The 15,999-nt window shown below is 66.8% G+C and carries 8 protein-coding genes and 1 pseudogene; 8 read left to right on the top strand and 1 reads right to left on the bottom strand.

Annotated features, from left to right (window positions below; genetic code table 11):
- The first annotated feature begins 104 nt into the window (after window positions 1-104).
- Window positions 105-3,374, top strand: a complete 3,270-nt coding sequence (locus ACZ7NC_RS12855) for a carboxyl transferase domain-containing protein (protein ID WP_471487534.1) — start codon at window positions 105-107, stop codon at window positions 3,372-3,374.
- Window positions 3,375-3,576: 202 nt separating this feature from the next.
- The gene (locus tag ACZ7NC_RS12860; protein ID WP_471487535.1) at window positions 3,577-4,002 is read left to right on the top strand and encodes a hypothetical protein; all 426 of its coding nucleotides are present in this window, start codon (window positions 3,577-3,579) and stop codon (window positions 4,000-4,002) included.
- 587 nt (window positions 4,003-4,589) lie between these two features.
- On the opposite strand, the pseudogene ACZ7NC_RS12865 reads toward ACZ7NC_RS12860, so the two are convergent.
- Window positions 4,590-5,251 (bottom strand): annotated as a pseudogene (locus tag ACZ7NC_RS12865) (pyridoxamine 5'-phosphate oxidase family protein).
- 1,161 nt (window positions 5,252-6,412) lie between these two features.
- On the opposite strand from ACZ7NC_RS12865, the gene ACZ7NC_RS12870 reads away from it, so the two are divergent.
- The 6 genes from ACZ7NC_RS12870 to ACZ7NC_RS12895 all read left to right on the top strand — a co-directional run bounded on the left by ACZ7NC_RS12870 (window position 6,413) and on the right by ACZ7NC_RS12895 (window position 15,999).
- A complete protein-coding gene (locus ACZ7NC_RS12870) occupies window positions 6,413-9,667 on the top strand; it encodes a non-ribosomal peptide synthetase (RefSeq protein WP_471487537.1) in 3,255 nt (1,084 codons plus the stop codon).
- Window positions 9,668-9,809: 142 nt separating this feature from the next.
- A complete protein-coding gene (locus ACZ7NC_RS12875) occupies window positions 9,810-12,359 on the top strand; it encodes an alpha/beta fold hydrolase (protein WP_471487539.1) in 2,550 nt (849 codons plus the stop codon).
- A gap of 122 nt (window positions 12,360-12,481) precedes the next feature.
- A complete protein-coding gene (locus ACZ7NC_RS12880) occupies window positions 12,482-13,708 on the top strand; it encodes a cytochrome P450 (RefSeq protein ID WP_471487540.1) in 1,227 nt (408 codons plus the stop codon).
- Entirely contained in the window at window positions 13,705-14,337 is a 633-nt protein-coding gene (locus ACZ7NC_RS12885; protein WP_471487542.1) for a GNAT family N-acetyltransferase, read from the top strand. Before ACZ7NC_RS12880 ends, ACZ7NC_RS12885 begins: the two co-directional genes overlap by 4 nt.
- Window positions 14,334-14,939 carry a hypothetical protein gene (locus ACZ7NC_RS12890; RefSeq protein ID WP_471487543.1) on the top strand — a complete coding sequence of 202 codons (606 nt, stop codon included), beginning with the start codon at window positions 14,334-14,336 and terminating at the stop codon, window positions 14,937-14,939. Before ACZ7NC_RS12885 ends, ACZ7NC_RS12890 begins: the two co-directional genes overlap by 4 nt.
- A gap of 76 nt (window positions 14,940-15,015) precedes the next feature.
- A complete protein-coding gene (locus ACZ7NC_RS12895; RefSeq protein ID WP_471487544.1) occupies window positions 15,016-15,999 on the top strand; it encodes a BtrH N-terminal domain-containing protein in 984 nt (327 codons plus the stop codon).

The following is a 15,999-nucleotide window of genomic DNA, read 5'->3' on the forward strand; positions in this document are numbered from 1 at the left end:
GTGACGAACTACCCAGTGTCACCAAGGATGAAATCAGCCCAAACCGACCATCAGCGGGCTGCTGACCAGCAGAGTTCTGCTAATTCACTGGCATTGCGGTGACGATGGGTCTGGCCAAACTGCTGGTCGCCAACCGCGGCGAGATCGCGGTACGGGTGATCCGCGCCGCCCGCGAGCTGGACCTGCTGACGGTGGCACTGCGCTCCCGCGACGAGGCGGACGCGCTGCACACCCGCATGGCGGACGAGACCGTGGTGCTCGACGGCGAGGGGCCGGGGGCCTTCCTGGACGCGGCGGCCCTGGTCGGCGCCGCGGTGCGCACCGGATGCGACGCGGTCCACCCCGGCTACGGACTGCTGGCCGAGAACGCCGACTTCGCGCAGCAGTGCACCGACGCCGGACTCACCTGGGTCGGGCCGCGCCCCGAGGTGCTGCGCACGCTCGGCGACAAGACCGCGGCCCGTGAACTCGCCGCGCGCCTCGGCGTGCCGGTGCTGCCGGCGACGTACGGCGACACCGGCATCGAGGAGGCGCGTGCGTTCATGGCCGGCCTCGGCGAGGGTGCTGCGGTCATGGTCAAGGCGGGCGCCGGCGGCGGCGGGCGCGGCATGCGGGCGGTGTACGAGGCAGGGCAGTTGGAGGAGGCCGTCCGGCGCTGCCGTTCCGAGGCCTCGCGCGCCTTCGGCGACGGCGCGGTCTACGTCGAGCAGTTGCTGCGGCGTGCCCGCCATGTCGAGGTGCAGGTGCTCGGCGACGGCACGGGCGTCGTCGTCGGCTACGGCGACCGCGACTGCAGTCTGCAGCGGCACCGGCAGAAGATCGTGGAGATCGCGCCGGCGCCCGGCCTCGACGAGGCGGTGCGGGCCGGGCTGCACGATGCGGCGCTGCGCATGGCCCGCGAGGTCGCCTATGCCGGGCTCGGCACGTTCGAGTTCCTCGTGGACACCGGCGAGGGCTCCCCGGGCTTCTACTTCCTCGAGGCCAACCCGCGCATCCAGGTCGAACACACCGTCACCGAGGAGGTCACCGGCATCGACCTGGTCAAGGCCCAGCTGCGGGTGGCCTCCGGCGAGAGCCTCGACCGTATCGGGGCGGGGCAGGCTCCCGTTCCCCGCGGCTGCGCGGTGCAGGTGCGGGTCAACGCCGAGACGGTCCGTCCCGACGGGACGGTGCTGCCCGCCGCCGGCACCCTGGACGTCTTCTGGCCGCCGGCCGGGCCGGGTGTGCGCGTCGACACCGCCGCGTTCCCCGGCGGTCGGGTCAGCCCGCGCTTCGACTCGCTGCTGGCCAAGCTCGTCGCCCACGACGGTTCCGGCAGCCTGCCCGACACGCTCGCCCGCGCCCGCCGCGCCCTGGCGGAGCTGAGGGTCGAGGGAGTCGCCACCAACGCCGAGGTGCTGCGACGGCTGTTGGAGGCACCCGAGGTCGTCGCCGGGCGGCTGCACACGGCGCTTTTCGACGAACTCCTGCCCGCACTGGTCCCGCAGGAGACAGACCCGGAGAGGGGCGCGGAGAAGGACGCGGAGGTCCCCGACGCATTCGAGCCGCAGGGCACGCTCACCGTCACCGCGCCCATGACGGCCACCGTCGTCGACGTCGCCGTCGCCGAGGGCGAGCGCGTACGGGCCGGAAGCACCCTGGTGGTCCTGGAGTCCATGAAGATGGAGCACCTGCTCCAGGCGCCGGGCGACGGCATGATCGTCGCCGTACGGACGGAGCTGGGTGATCTGGCCGAGCACGGCCAGCCGCTAGTGGTGATGGAGGCCACCGGCGCGGCGGACGGTGCGCCGAACCCCGAGGAGCGGCCGGACCCGGACGCCCCACGCGCCGATCTGGAGGAGGTGCGGGCGCGCAAGCGGTTCGGCGACGACGCCGACCGCCCCGAGATGGTCGCCCGGCGGCACGCCGAGGGGCGGCGCACCGCCCGTGAGAACATTGCCGACCTGTGTGACCCGGGCAGTTTCGTCGAGTACGGCGGCTTGGCCATCGCGGCCCAGCGCAGCCGCCGGTCCCTGGACGACCTCATCCGCCGCACCCCCGCCGACGGCCTGGTCGGCGGCGTGGGCACGGTGGGAGCCGACCGGTTCGGCCCCCGGACCGCCCGCGTGGTGGCGATGTCGTACGACTACAGCGTGATGGCCGGCACCCAGGGGATGATGGGCCACCGCAAGAAGGACCGGCTCTTCGCGTTGGCCGAACAGGCGCACCTGCCCGTCGTCCTGTTCGCCGAAGGGGGCGGCGGCCGGCCGGGCGATGTGGACGGCACGGTGGTCTCCGGACTGGACTGCATGGCCTTCGCGCTGTTCGCGTCCCTGAGCGGGAAGGTGCCGCTGGTCGGCATCGGCTCGGGGCGCTGCTTCGCCGGCAACGCCGCGCTGCTCGGCTGCTGCGACGTCATCATCGCCACGCCCGAGGCCACCATCGGCATGGGCGGCCCGGCGATGATCGAGGGCGGGGGCCTGGGCAGCTACGCCCCGGAGGACATCGGGCCGGTCGAGGTCCAGCGGGCGAACGGCGTCATCGACCTGGAGGCCGAGGACGACGCGGATGCCGTCCGGCTGGCGCGCACGTATCTGTCGTACTTCCAGGGCCCGGTGACGGACTGGGAGTGCCCCGACCAGCGCCGGCTGCGCCACCTCATTCCCGAGAACCGGCGGCGGGCGTACGACGTGCGTGCGGTCATCGCCACCCTCGCCGACACCGACTCCGTCCTGGAGCTGCGACGGCACTTCGGACGCGGCGTCATCACCGCTCTGGCCCGGGTGGAGGGCCGCCCGTGCGGCATCCTCGCCAACGACCCGCGGCATCTGGGCGGCGCCATCGACTCCGACGCGGCCGACAAAGCGAGCCGCTTCCTGCAACTGTGCGACGCGTTCGGGCTGCCGGTGGTCTCCCTGTGCGACACCCCCGGGTTCATGGTGGGCCCCGAGGCGGAGAAGACCGCGACCGTCCGGCATGTCAGCCGCATGTTCGTCCACGCCGCAGCGCTCACGGTGCCCTTCGGAGTGATCGTGCTGCGCAAGGGCTACGGGCTGGGCGCCCAGGCCATGGCCGGCGGCGGCTTCCGCATCCCCCGGTTCACAGTGGCATGGCCCACGGGCGAGTTGGGGCCGATGGGCATCGAGGGTGCGGTGCGGCTGGGCTACCGCCGGGAGCTGGCGGCCATCGAGGACGCGGATGAGCGCGAGCGGGAGTTCGCCCGCAGGGTCGCTGCCGCCTACGAGCACGGCAAGGCCCTCAACGTCGCCTCGGTCTTCGAGATCGACGACGTCATCGACCCGGCCGAGTCCCGACGCTGGATCACCGCACTGCTGCATGACCCTGACCCTGAGCCCGGGCAGCGCGGCTCGCGCCGCTGCGTCGACACCTGGTGAAGGCCCGCCGACGCCCGGCACACGGCCCGTTCGTCGGCGAAATGGGCGCGCACGACGGACCACACCAGCGGTCCCAGCGTCCCCACGAGCGCCTTGCAGGTCGCCGCGTCGCCCCGGGCAGCCGAACCAGCGCCTCGACATCGGCATGGTCCAGGTGAGTACAGGTACGGGCCCCACGAGGCCGTGTCGGCGCAGGTGGCTGGTGGGGTTCCTGGCCTTGTGCGTGGTGTGGACGCTCGGCGCGATCGCCTGGGCGGCCGTCGCGCTGCTCACGCCGGCCGGTGACGGTCCGCAGGAGGCGGTGGAGCGCAAGGCGGGGATGCACCACGATCAGCATCAACCCGCGGGGCGCTACTACGTACCGACGTACGCGAAGGTGGAGAAGGACGGCACCGCGGTGCTCCGGTACGAGGTGGGCAACAGCCAGGACTCGAGCGTCACGGACTTCCTTCGTACGTACGACATCACCGCCGAGCCGAAGCGCACCAGCCCGTCCAAGGTGACGTACTCCGACCGCTTCGGCGACGTACGGAGAACGTTCACGATCATCTACAACCCGTCGCCTGAGCCTGGCCGGTACGACCACGCGCGGATCACCGTCAGAGCCAGGGGCACCGACGCAAGCTGAAGGGCGGGAAACAGGCCGGCAGATCTGGAGCCGCGAGCGGCGGCCGCGCAGCTTGGCCGCAGCCCTGAACTCTCGTCCAGCCGCACGCATCGCGGTGCTCGACGGTGTGCTGCTGAACGTGCTGCGGAAAACGATCTGACTCCGAACGCGGTCGCCCGCGTGTCCCAGACGGCGGCGGCCGTGCGCTGGGCCGCCCACGAGCTGGGGATGACGCTTGTCCCGGCCCGCACTGGTCCCGCATCGTCCCCCGCGCCGACGTGGCTGTCGGCGCACGCCAGATGTGGGGTACCGGCCTGTCGGGACTGACCGTTCAGGACCGCACGGTCGCGGAAGGGCTGGTGGAATCCGTAGGTCCGGCGTCACCGTTCGTGGCCGTGATGGCCTGCGGGGAGTGGCCGTAGGAGCCCGTACGGCGACGATCATCTCGAAGACCCCGCGGCCCGCGACCATCGCCTGACGCATCGTTCGATGTCCACGTCCCCGCAGGAGTTCTGGCGCTGCTGAAGGGTGCCCAGTTCCACGTCGAACTCTTCGAGGCGGGCCCCGGTGACCGCGGCCTGCCCCGCCCGGACCGGCTCCCTCACGGGTCAACCCCTGCCCGGCAGCGATCCGGTGTGAGTGCCCGCAGTCTGCTCGCCCTCGTCCGGTGGGGAGTGGTGCTCGGCGCGGGGGACGAAGTAATCGGCATCCTTCGGCCGCTGGGCCCCCGGGCGTGGACGCGGCGCCGGCTCGAGAGGGGGGATGTGCTTGAAGCAGTGCACATACGCCTCCTCCACCGTGATGTGCACCCAGAATTCGGGCCTGCGTCCTGGGGCGGTGTCCACAGGCAGGTGCGGATGGGCCCGCCGCTGCTCGTCGTCCGGGTGGAGCCGAGCTGCGCCATTGACGTGCAGCTCGATGTGGTCATGGGTGAAGTCGACGAAGAGCAGGCCGATATGCGGGTTCTCGGTGATGTTTCCCGCACTGGCGAGGACCCCGTTCCCACGGTACTCGGGGTAGGTGAGGGTGCCGTCGTACAGCACGGTGACGAAGCCCGGGGGCCGGCACGGAATGTGACGTCACAGGCTCCGCCGGCGTCCGACGCGGACAGGAACGCCATGGTCTGCCGCCCTATGAAGTGCGCCATCGGCGGGGTCAGACGGGTCTGCACCTGGCGCTCGTAGAAGGTGGCGGCCTGGTCGGCCGTGCCGAGAAGGTGCTGCAGGCGGCGCTCGCCGACGGAGCCGGTGGACTCGTGGGTGTGGTTCACGGAAACGCGCTGCCTTCCTTTGGCCCGCAGTTGGGCGTGGGGAGCGACGGCACTCTAACGCTGGAGGGAACACGCTGTCGTGGTCGGTACCAGGCTAGCGACTCGCGATCCCTTCATACATGGGCGGAAACAGAGCGCGACGGACAATCGTGGGACCGAACGCGAGGACGGGACGGCGAGGGCCAGGAGCACACCGGCAGTGACAGGAACTGCCCCAGGTTGCTCACCGGTGCGACCGGCAGTCCCGTGCGGATCCTGGGGACTTTGGCCCGGAGGGCCATGTGCGCCACCTCCTCGTGTGCGATGGGGCATCCAGGATGGGCACGGCGCCGCGACTGAGTGCGCTGCACACTCGCCCCAGCAGGTTCTTGGTCTGCTGGTCTTGGGTGTGACCTGGGCGAGCTTCAGGTCGGCGAGGGTTCATGGGATGCGGGCCATGAATCGTGAGGCCGGAGATAGAGAAGGGAAGACCGGCGAGCTGTCACCCCTCACCCGGTGACGGTTTGCCGGTCAGGGCGACGCAGCGGTCCGCCGAGTCGCGGCCATGGGACGGCGGACAGTGCCACCACGGACGGTCATCCCTGAACCGGCACGCGGCGAAGCATGGCGGCCGCCGCTTTGTGAGCGGAACCTGGAGGATGGCTGAATTCATACCTGGGATGTGCGGAAAAGGGGCGGGCGTGTCCTACGCGGAGTCAGGGGCGGACTGGAAGCCGGCGTACCCCGAACGTCCCGCTCGGGCCGCATATCTTGTCCGGTTTCGCTCCTTCTATCCTGCTGTTCTTCCAGGCGTGTGTCGTTCGCCAGACTGTTGCCAGAGGCTACGCCGCCTACAGTTTTGTCGTCTTCCCGGCGAACTAATTCTCCTGGCGCGTGATGTCTGATAGTGATCCGTTTACCGAACGGTTCTTCCGGAATCTCGACGGTTACTCCAATTCGGGCAGGTCCGTCGATCCGCGCGCTTCCCGTCGAATTCCCTGCGAACGCGTACGGACCGCCTTGCGAGGCGCACGCGTTGGCAAAGTCTTGACCACGGTGATCTCGTTGGGGCAGGGTATGCCGAGGTCGGACGTGCTTGGACTTGCACGATCTTGTGCCTGCACCACTGACTTGCCGCAGAACTGCTGTTGTTTATCGCTAACTGACGTCAAGGGAGTTTGTGTGAGTTCAGCGCCTGGAAGTGCCGCACCGGACAAGAAGCAGTCGCTTGCAGGCATGTTGGCACGTGCACGCGCCAAGGTCACTGACGGGCCACGTCCCCGTCAGGATCGGAACAATATTCCGCTCTCCTATTCGCAGGACACGTTGTGGTTCGTCGACCGGTTGCAGACCGGTATGTCGACCTATAATGTCCCGTTCTTGTTCCGGCTCGAAGGCGACCTCGACATCGAGGCTCTCACCGATGCCTTCTCAAGCATTGTCATGCGCCATGAGGCGCTGCGAACCTACGTACTCGTAGAAAATGACGAGTACTTCCAGGGCGTCGTGGAAAACCCTGAGATCGTGATCGAGAAGACGTCCGTGCACTCCGAGGACGAAGCCGATCGAATCATGGTCGAGCTCGCCGAGACCGCGCTGAAGTTGACGGAGTTTCCGCTGTGGAACGCCTCCCTGGTCACGGTTCGCGACGATCTTCACTACTTCGGCTTCGTCGTTCACCACATCATCTTTGACGGTGTATCGACGGCGATCTTCTTCGAAGAGCTTGAACAGGAGTACAACGCGCGGCGGGCCGGCATCGCACCCAAGGTCGAGCCGCCCACGGTGCAGTTCGCTGACTTCAGCGAGTGGCAGCGCAAGCGAATGAGCGCGGGCGCATGGCAGGACAGCGTGGACTACTGGTCCGAAACCCTCCGCGGCGTCGACGTCATGGACATCCCCGGCGATCGTCCCCTCCCGCCCGAGGCGACGTACACGGGTTCCGCGGAGGTCAGTACCTGGCAGGGGTTAGCGGCCCAGGTCAAGACTCTTGCGTCATCGCTGTCGACGACGCCGATCACTGTCTACGCCACGGCAATGGCCTGTCTCTACCACAGGTATTCAGGCTCCGAAGACGTCATCTTCGGCATGCCCACCGCCAATCGTGCCGAAGTCGAATGCGAAAGAACCATCGGCTTCTTCATCAACATGCTGCCACTGCGGTGCGAGATCGATCCTGACGCGACTTTCCAGGAGTGCCTCTCGGGAGTTCAGCGGCGATTCCGCAACGGTCAGGCACACGGGCATCTCCCCCTTGAGCAGATCATCGCCAGCGCCGGCGTCAAGCGCGATCCCTCGCGGTCGACCTTGTTCCAGTACACGCTGACGATGAACGAATGGGCCGAGCCGCTTCGGCTTGACGGAATAACGGCGGTCGAGAGCGAGCCCGACACGACGCGCGCGAAGTTCTTCCAGTCCTGGACCGTCACGCAGAAGGACGCGGACCTGGAGATCCACACCGCGTACAACACCGACATCTTCGACCCGGCGACGATCGAGACCATGCAGCGGGTGTTCGTCGGGATTCTGCGCCGGGCAATCTCCATGCCGGACGTCAGTGTGCGGGAGTCATGGGCCCATGACGAGGACTCCCGCAACACGCAGGCGCGTCTCGGCACAGGACGCGAGGTGCCGGCACCCACAGGAAACGTCTACTCGCATTTCTGCGAAGTCGCCGACGAGCACGAGCAGCGCGTAGCGGTCAGGACTCCCGACAAGGTGATGACCTACGGTGAGCTGCGACGGCGTATAGCGGCAATTCGTGCTCACCTGGCGGTGAACGGGGTCGGCCCCGGCGACCGTGTGGGCGTCGCCCTCGAACCGTCGGTGGACTTCCCGGCGACCGTATTGGCCCTCATGGCGTCGGGTGCCGTATACGTTCCGGTCGATGCGATGAACCCGCCGGGCCGCATCGAAGCGATCATCGAGAACGCTGAATTGCAGCGCGTGGTCTGCGACGCGACGACGGCCGGGATTGCGCCCGCACTGGAGCTTCGCCTCCCGGAAGGCGTTCCGGATGCGACCGACATGCCTGAGGCGGCCCCCGGCAAGGACGCGGTCGCGTATCTGATGTACACCTCGGGAAGCACGGGTACGCCGAAGGGCGTGCTCATCAGCCACGACAACATCCTGGGGTTTATCCAGAACGTCCGGACGCTGTTCGAGCTCACACCGCAGGATCGTTTCCTCGGTTATGCGTCCTGCGGATTCGACGTTTCGGTCTTCGAGATGTTCGGCGCACTGCTGACCGGTGCCTCACTCCATCTCGTGCCGTCCGCCATGCGTCTCGACATGTCGGGCGTCCAGCGGTTCCTGGAGGACCATCGCATCACGGTGACCGACCTGCCGCCGTCGGTCATGAAGCTGCTCGATCCCGCTACCTTGAACGACCTGCGCATTGTCTTCGTGGGCGGTGAGGCCTTCTCCCACGAGCTCGTCAGAGCCTGGGGCAAGGGCCGGCGCATCTTCAACGGATACGGCGTCACCGAGTGCACCGTCACCAGCATCGTCGAGGAGCTGGAGGAACCGCTGTCACCCGCTGCCCTGCCCATGGGCGGCCCGATGGACAACCATGTGGCGTACGTGCTGGACGAACGGAACGTACCGGTCCCGCAGGGTGTCATCGGGCAGCTGGCCATAGGTGGAGTGGGTCTGGCGTCCGGATACTGGAAGCGGGACGAGGACAACAGGCGGCGATTCATCGCGGACCCGGTCGGGGACGATCCGGCGGCACGCCTCTACCTGACCGGAGACTCGGCGCGACAGAACGGCGACGGCCGCCTGGTGTACGTCGGGCGGGCCGACAAACAGGTCAAGATCAACGGCGTACGGATCGAGATCGGTGAGATCGAGAGCGCCATCCGCGCCGCCCGCGGAGTTCGCAATGTGTATGTGCAGGTCCAGCAGGACCAGGAACACAAACGAGTGGTCGCGTACTGTGCGACCGGGGGAGCAACCGCCGTGTCCGAGACGGCACTTCGGGATCACTGCCGCAGGCATCTCGTGTCCACGATGGTGCCGAGCAAGTTCGTGCTGCTTGACGAACTCCCGATCAACGCGAGCGGAAAGATCGACGAGCGAGCCCTGCCGAGTGCCGGCGCCAGTGTCGAACCGGAGTCGGCTGAGCGCCTCAATGACGTCGAACAGCAGATGCTGACCAAGGCCTTCGGCCCGATCCTCGGTCGCACCGACTTCGCGAAGAACATCAGCTTCTTCGATCTTGGTGGGACGAGTCTTCAGGCCGCCCAGCTCGTATCCAAGATCAAGAAGATCTTCGCGACCGACATCTCGCTGGCCGCGTTCTTCGCGGATTCGAGCGTGCAGAACATGGCGTTGGAGGTCGAACGCTCCAGGCTGGCCAGCCTGCCACCCGAGGAACTCGAGAAGGCCATCGAGCAGATGTCCGAAGAGGACGTAGCCCGACTCCTGGCCGAGTGAGCAGCCGTATATGGATCGCGACAACGGGGAACGCGTGATGCAACGTGAAGGGGAACGCCTGAATGCCTATCTCCGTACGAGATCGGCGAGGGCGGACACGTCAGGTCTCATCGAACTGAGTCGATCGGCATCCTCCGATCAGGTGATCCTGTTCGCCCACCCGGTGGGCGGCAGCCTGCTGGCCTATCAACCGCTGGTCCGAGGACTCTCCGACTACAGATGCCTCGGGCTGGAGGCCTCTTCGAAGACGCTTGTCGACGGCGGGCGAGCCGAGTCCGTTCAGGAGCTTGCCCGGCGATACGTCGAGAGCTTCGTCGATCACTGCCCCGAGGTCGATGTGATCTGCGGCTGGTCGTTCGGCGGCGCCCTCGCGTGGGAGATCGCGTGCCTGCTCGCGGAGCGTGGGGGCCGGCCGAAGGTCGTACTCCTCGATTCGACGTGGAAGGCCGGGGAGTTCAGGGGTTGGACGCCCGCCGTGGCGTTACGGGACTTCGTGCACGATGCGTTGAGGCTGAGTGGACGTGACGACGAGTTCAACGCGGACACGGAGTCCAAGGCCGCCGCGGTGCTGGACATGGACCTGGAGACGTTCAGCGAGCGTTTCGAGATCTTCGCGCACAACAGACGGCTCGTCAGCATCTGGGAGCCCACACCGGGTGACCTGGACGTTGTTTCAGTGCGCGCCGTGGAATCACTCAAGTCCGACTGGCGAACGGCGACCTCGGGCACGGTCTACTTCCAGGACCTTCCCGGCGACCACTACAGCCTGCTCAGAGAGGCCGGCAATCTCGCCGCGATCGAGCAGATCATCCGGAGTGATCGTCCCGCCACGACACCTGTTTCGAGTCTGCGGGGACAGCCCGACGAGGTCGATGAGGCCGATCTGCACGGGTCGTTGAAGAAGCTCGTGGACACACCCCAGTGGCGTGATCTCGTGATCAGGTCCAGGCGGATGGAACCGGCCGCCATCGCCGAGGCGTACCGGGAGCTTGGCCACCGCGGACTGCTCACGCCGGACTGGCCGACGGAGTTCGGTGGCGCGGGAATGCCGACGCGTCTCGCCATCGAGCTCTTCGAGGGCTTCTCCTCGACCGGCCTGCCTGACCTCGTGTACGCACTCACCGTGCAGATCGTGGGCAACTTCGTACTCAAGTCCGGCTCGGACCGGCTGAAACGCGAACTGCTTCCACGCATCAGCCGAGGTGAGGAGTTCGCCACCGTCCTCTACAGCGAACCCCGCGCCGGGAGCGACCTCGCCGCACTGAGGACCAGGGCGGAGCGCCGCGGCGACCGCTATGTGCTCAACGGCGTCAAGGTGTTCAGCATCTACAGCGACATCTCCGGTTCGGCGCTGGTGGCCGCCCGGACCGGGCAGGACGGGCACAAGTACGACGGCATCACCCTCTTCGTCATCGACCTGGCCGCCGAGGGCGTGAGCGTCGAGCTCGTGGAGACGGTGCAACGTGAACGGATGTGCCGAGTACGCCTTCAGGACGTCGAGGTCGACAGCTGGCGTCGCGTGGGCGACGAGGGCCGCGGATGGGCCCTGCTCGACGGCGCTCTGGCCATCGAACGTACCGGTATCGATCACGTCGTCAGGGCGGCACGCTGGCTGAAGGCCCTGCGTGCGACGACCGCCCGGCCGGCCAGCCTGGAGCGGCTCGAAGGCCAGGTCGAATGCGCCACGACCTTGGCCCGCGCGGCCACCGAGGTGTTCCTGCGCGCGGACGTCAAGGCGATCGACACCGCCGTCGCCAAGCTGTACACGAGCGAGACCTGTCAGCAGGTCGGGCACGAGGTGCTTCGCCGCTGGAGCACGCTCCAGAAGAGGACTGACCTCGATGATCTGACCCACGAGGAACTGTTCTCGGGGCTGACCGAGTCGCCCGGACTCACCTTGTCCGCCGGCACTTCGGAGATGATGCTGTCCACCATTTCGGCGGACCTCAAGGAGGAGTTCTCCCGGCGCTGCCTGGAGATTCTGCACCGCTTCGGCGGAGAGCTCGTCGACACCGTCCTGGAAGTCCTCGAACCCGTAGGCGCGGGCGTCAAGGCGGAGCCCTTGTTCGGCTACTCGCCGACACGTCGTACGGCGTTGGAGAGGACGTTGGCCGACCTGGGCTTCGACCAGGTGGAGCGGCCCGAGGACGAGGGAGGCCTGGGTCTCGGACTCACGGTTGGCTGCGCCATCAGCCTGAGCATGGGATACCTCGGGTACGAGAACGCCTACCAACCGTGCCGGCTCGCGAATCCGGAGAGGGGGAACGGCGAGACCTCCCCCGAGAAGTGCGACTCTCGTGAATGCAGATTGCGGCATGCGGCCTATGTGCTGGGACTTGGCATCGGCCTGTTCCGGACCGCCTGGGAACACGCCTCCACCCGGGAGCAGTTCGGCCGGAGTCTCGTCGACTTCGACTCTCTGATGTTCCCGCTGATTCGTTGCTACGCCGAGATGAACGCCCTGAGCGCGCGGCTCCACGAGATCGCGGACAACTTGGCGGGCGAGGACGAGGGAGTCGTTCGACGCTTCGAACTCGTGGAACAGGACGCCTTGGTGCGCCTCGTTCGTAGCGCGATGCAGGTGCTGGGTGCCCAGGGCATCACGGAGTGGTCCGTCGCGTCGCGTTTCTACATGCGATGTGCGGAGAACATCGGCTTGCTCGACCGCGATGGCGAGGTGACGAACGGATAACCGGGGCGGCGGCTTCGCCGGCGGTGGCGCCGACGACGCAGCCCAGGTCCGGTCGGAACGTCCCGTCGGATCGTACGAGAGTTGTTCGAGTGTCGTAACTTCCATGCAAAGGCAGCCTTTCGATGCGACTTTCCCTCAAGGGCCCTGAAGCCTCGGACGTGGCTTCGTCAGATCTCTACGACGAATCGCAGTACGCGGTTCGGGACATGCACGCCGTATGGCAGGACCTGCGCGGGAGCGACGGCCTTCACCGTCAGCAGACTCCCGACGGCCAGGAATTCTTCGCGGCGACGCGCCACGCGGACGTCCGTGAGGTTCTGAACGATCACAAGACGTTCTCCTCGGCGTACAGCACCATGCTCACCGTGCGCGGAGACGGGGATGTCGCGGCAGGGGCGGCGATCCATCTCACGGACCCGCCACTGCACTCCGAGATCAAGCGCAACTTCACCCCGCTGATGACGGTGCCGGCGACGCAACGCCTTCAGCAGGGCATCACGGACCGCATGTCCGAGTTGTTCGACAGCATTCGTGGCCGTGAGTCATTCGACTTCTGCGAAGCCATGATCACCCTGCCGATGACCATCACCGGATTGCTGATGGGCATTCCCGAGAGCGAGTGGAGCGTCACGGGGCGGGCGACGGTTCGCGCGATGGGGGGAGTGGACGCGGCCGAGTCGGCGCTCCAGCGTCGGATCGATCTCTTCGAAGCGCACACGACGATCATGTCCGTGCTCGGGGAGGTCCTGGAGGACGGCCCCTCCGCCGACTCGGTGAGCGGTCGGTGCCCGGCCACAGCCCACGCCGTGGGCGACTCGGACAGGGACGTCCCGCTGCTGAACGCGTATGCGTTTCTCATGGGTGCCAATCCGACCGTGCCCCAGACGATCAATCAGACGCTGATCCTGCTGGCCGGCGACGACGAGCTGTGGTCGTGGTTCACGCGTCAGGAGCAGACCGACCAGAAGTTCGTCGACGAGGCGCTCCGCTGGGCGAGTCCGGTCAATCACGTGCTGCGGCGCGCCACCAAGGACACCACGATCGCCGGTACCGAGGTTCAGGCCGGATCCCTGGTCTCTGCCTGGATCGCCTCGGCCAACCGCGATGAGGAGGTGTTCGCGGAGCCGTTCCGGTTCATCCCCGACCGCTCCCCGAACCAGCAACTGGCATTCGGACTCGGCGTCCACAGGTGCATCGGTCAGCATGTCGCCGCCCTCGGTATGAAGACATTCTTTGATCTCTGGCGAGAGAATGTCCGATCCGTTTCGCTCGACGGTGACCCCAAGCATCTCATTTCGAACTTCTTGAACGGCGTAGTGTCTCTGCCGCTAGCAGTGACCTGGAAGTGACCATTACGGGCGACCAGGTCGACGGTGGGATACCGCGGAAGGCAGAACCGATGAGTGATTTCGTTACCGCAGTTGTCGGACCGAGTGATTGGCCCACGGTCGGCGAGTTCTTCGAGCCGAAAGGGCTTGTGGAGGACTGTTGGTGCACGTACTTCCGCATGACGTCGAAGGAACGTGCTTCGTGCGACTCGGCGGCACGCAAGGACAGGCTCCGTGAGCTGGTCGAGGCCGGCGAGCGGGTGGGCGTCCTGGGCTCGGTCGACGACGTGCCGGTCGGCTGGATCGGAGTCGGCCCCCGTCTGGGCTTTCCGCGGCTGGCCAGGTCCCGTGCGGCGAAGCTCATCGAGGGCGACGACCCGGAGCGCATCTGGTCCATCGTGTGCCTGTATCTGGCCCGTGATCACCGACACCAGGGGCTCGTCAAGGTGCTCGTCGACAGGGCGGTGGAGTGGGCACGCAACGAGAAGGCAGAACTGATCGAGGCCTACCCCGAGGACGACCGGAATCCCGATGTCGAATTCGACCGCTCCAGCTTTCACGGCAGGGTGAGCACATTCGAATCCTGTGGATTCACTGTCGTCGAGCCCAGGTTGCAGCGTAGAGCATTGGTACGGAAGGATCTCCGTTGACTGTTCACAAGATGCTTGCGCTCGAGCCGTTCCTGAACAATCAGGCGGCGACCACACCGGACAATCTCACCGATGGCCGGCTGAACATTTGGCGAAACTCACTTCCGGCGCGGCCCGAGCCGCTGGAGATTGTCGTGGACGGCGTTCCGCTGCGAAGCGCCCGGCTCGACGGAAACGGTCCGGACAATGTGCTCTGCTCGGGGCAGTGGATCGAGGTCCCTGAACGACGGTGGGACTGGCTCTACGTCATCGGCTGCGGTGAGAGACGGGTCAGGGACGTGGTCACCTGGCATTTCTCGAACGGCTCGGTGGATCGCGATCATTTGGCGCTCTCCGACCTGTGGGAAGGCCGATCGGACTACGGCGAGGAGCTCGCGCTCCGCACGGAGGTCATCCATTACCCGTATCACGTGCAGGAACGAATCGGGATCACCTTGTGGTGTCAACGTGTGCCGATCACTTCACGGCAGCCGCTGGGCGCCTTCTCGCTGCCCAAGAATCCGGCCGTCCATCTCTTTGCCATGACGCTCGTCGGCCAGCAGGTGAGCGCCGGCGCCGAAGACGATCGGCAGACGAACGGGGACCGACGTGAGCGTAGGTAGTACGACGGAAGCGATATCGCGCGTGCCACGGTGGAAAGGCGCTGACGGCACCTATCCCCAGTGGTACGAGGACCCGTTGAGCTGTCTGCAGACCACCCTGGGCAGCATCTTGATGGAGCACGGCCTGCGGCCGGTCGAGGTGTTCGGCCTCGCCTGCGAGTTCGCGTTCGCGCCCGACGATGTCATGCGTGAGGAGTTCTACCGTCCCGCACAGAGCAGCCGCGGTGTGGCAGGCGACCTGTGCCCGTACCACGACGTCGAGTCCGCGTGGACCACGGGGGCGAACGCCGACGATCTGATCGTGCTCATCGAAGCGCATTCGAGCGTCATCGTGGCGGTGGACAACTACTATCTTCCGTTCCGCCCGGCCTTCGGCGATGTTCACGCGGCCCACCTCGTCGTGGTTCCGGCCTGGCGTCGAACCGCGGACGGGGAAGTGGAGTTCTACGTATCCGACGCACAACCGCCGGCGTTCCAGGGTTGGTTGTCCGCTGAGCACCTGGTCGCCAGCTGGAATTCCGGCAATCCCTCCGATACGCAGGACGTCTTCTTCTCCAGCCGAGAGATCGGTGGCCGGGTGCTGACGACGAAGGTGCAGTCGCCACCGGACGAACTCACGACCGGTGACGTCGTGCAGGCACTCCAGGGCAACCTCGACCGCTGGACCACGGGTGAGGCCGGCCCCTCGGATCGTGTGTGGACCGGGCGGATCGGCCTGCGTCGATTCGTCGAGCGACTGAATGAGCACAGCGACGACCCGGCGGAACTGCGACCCGCGTACACCTTCGGTTGGGCCATGCAGGCGCAGGCGTTCTTGCACGGACGGTTTGCCCAGGAGTTCGCGCTCCGGTCGAAGCAGCCGCATCTTTCCGCGATCGCCGCGACGGCGGACCGGGTCGTATCCGCGTGGTCGAACGTGCGCTTACTGAGTGCGCATGCGTCCGAGATACCCGAGATATCGGAGCTGATCCGGCGCCGCGGCGAGGAACTGTTGCACGCGTACGAGCAGCTTGCTGTCGAGTGGCGACTGGCCCTGTCGAGGGAATGGGCGGTCGTCTGA

The organism is Streptomyces sp. NPDC111802 (assembly GCF_055634335.1).

Coding starts and splice junctions, on each gene's coding strand:
- ACZ7NC_RS12855 (WP_471487534.1), top strand. CDS start 105: ATGGGTCTGGCCAAACTGCTGGTCGCCAACCGCGGCGAGATCGCGGTA.
- ACZ7NC_RS12880 (WP_471487540.1), top strand. CDS start 12,482: ATGCGACTTTCCCTCAAGGGCCCTGAAGCCTCGGACGTGGCTTCGTCA.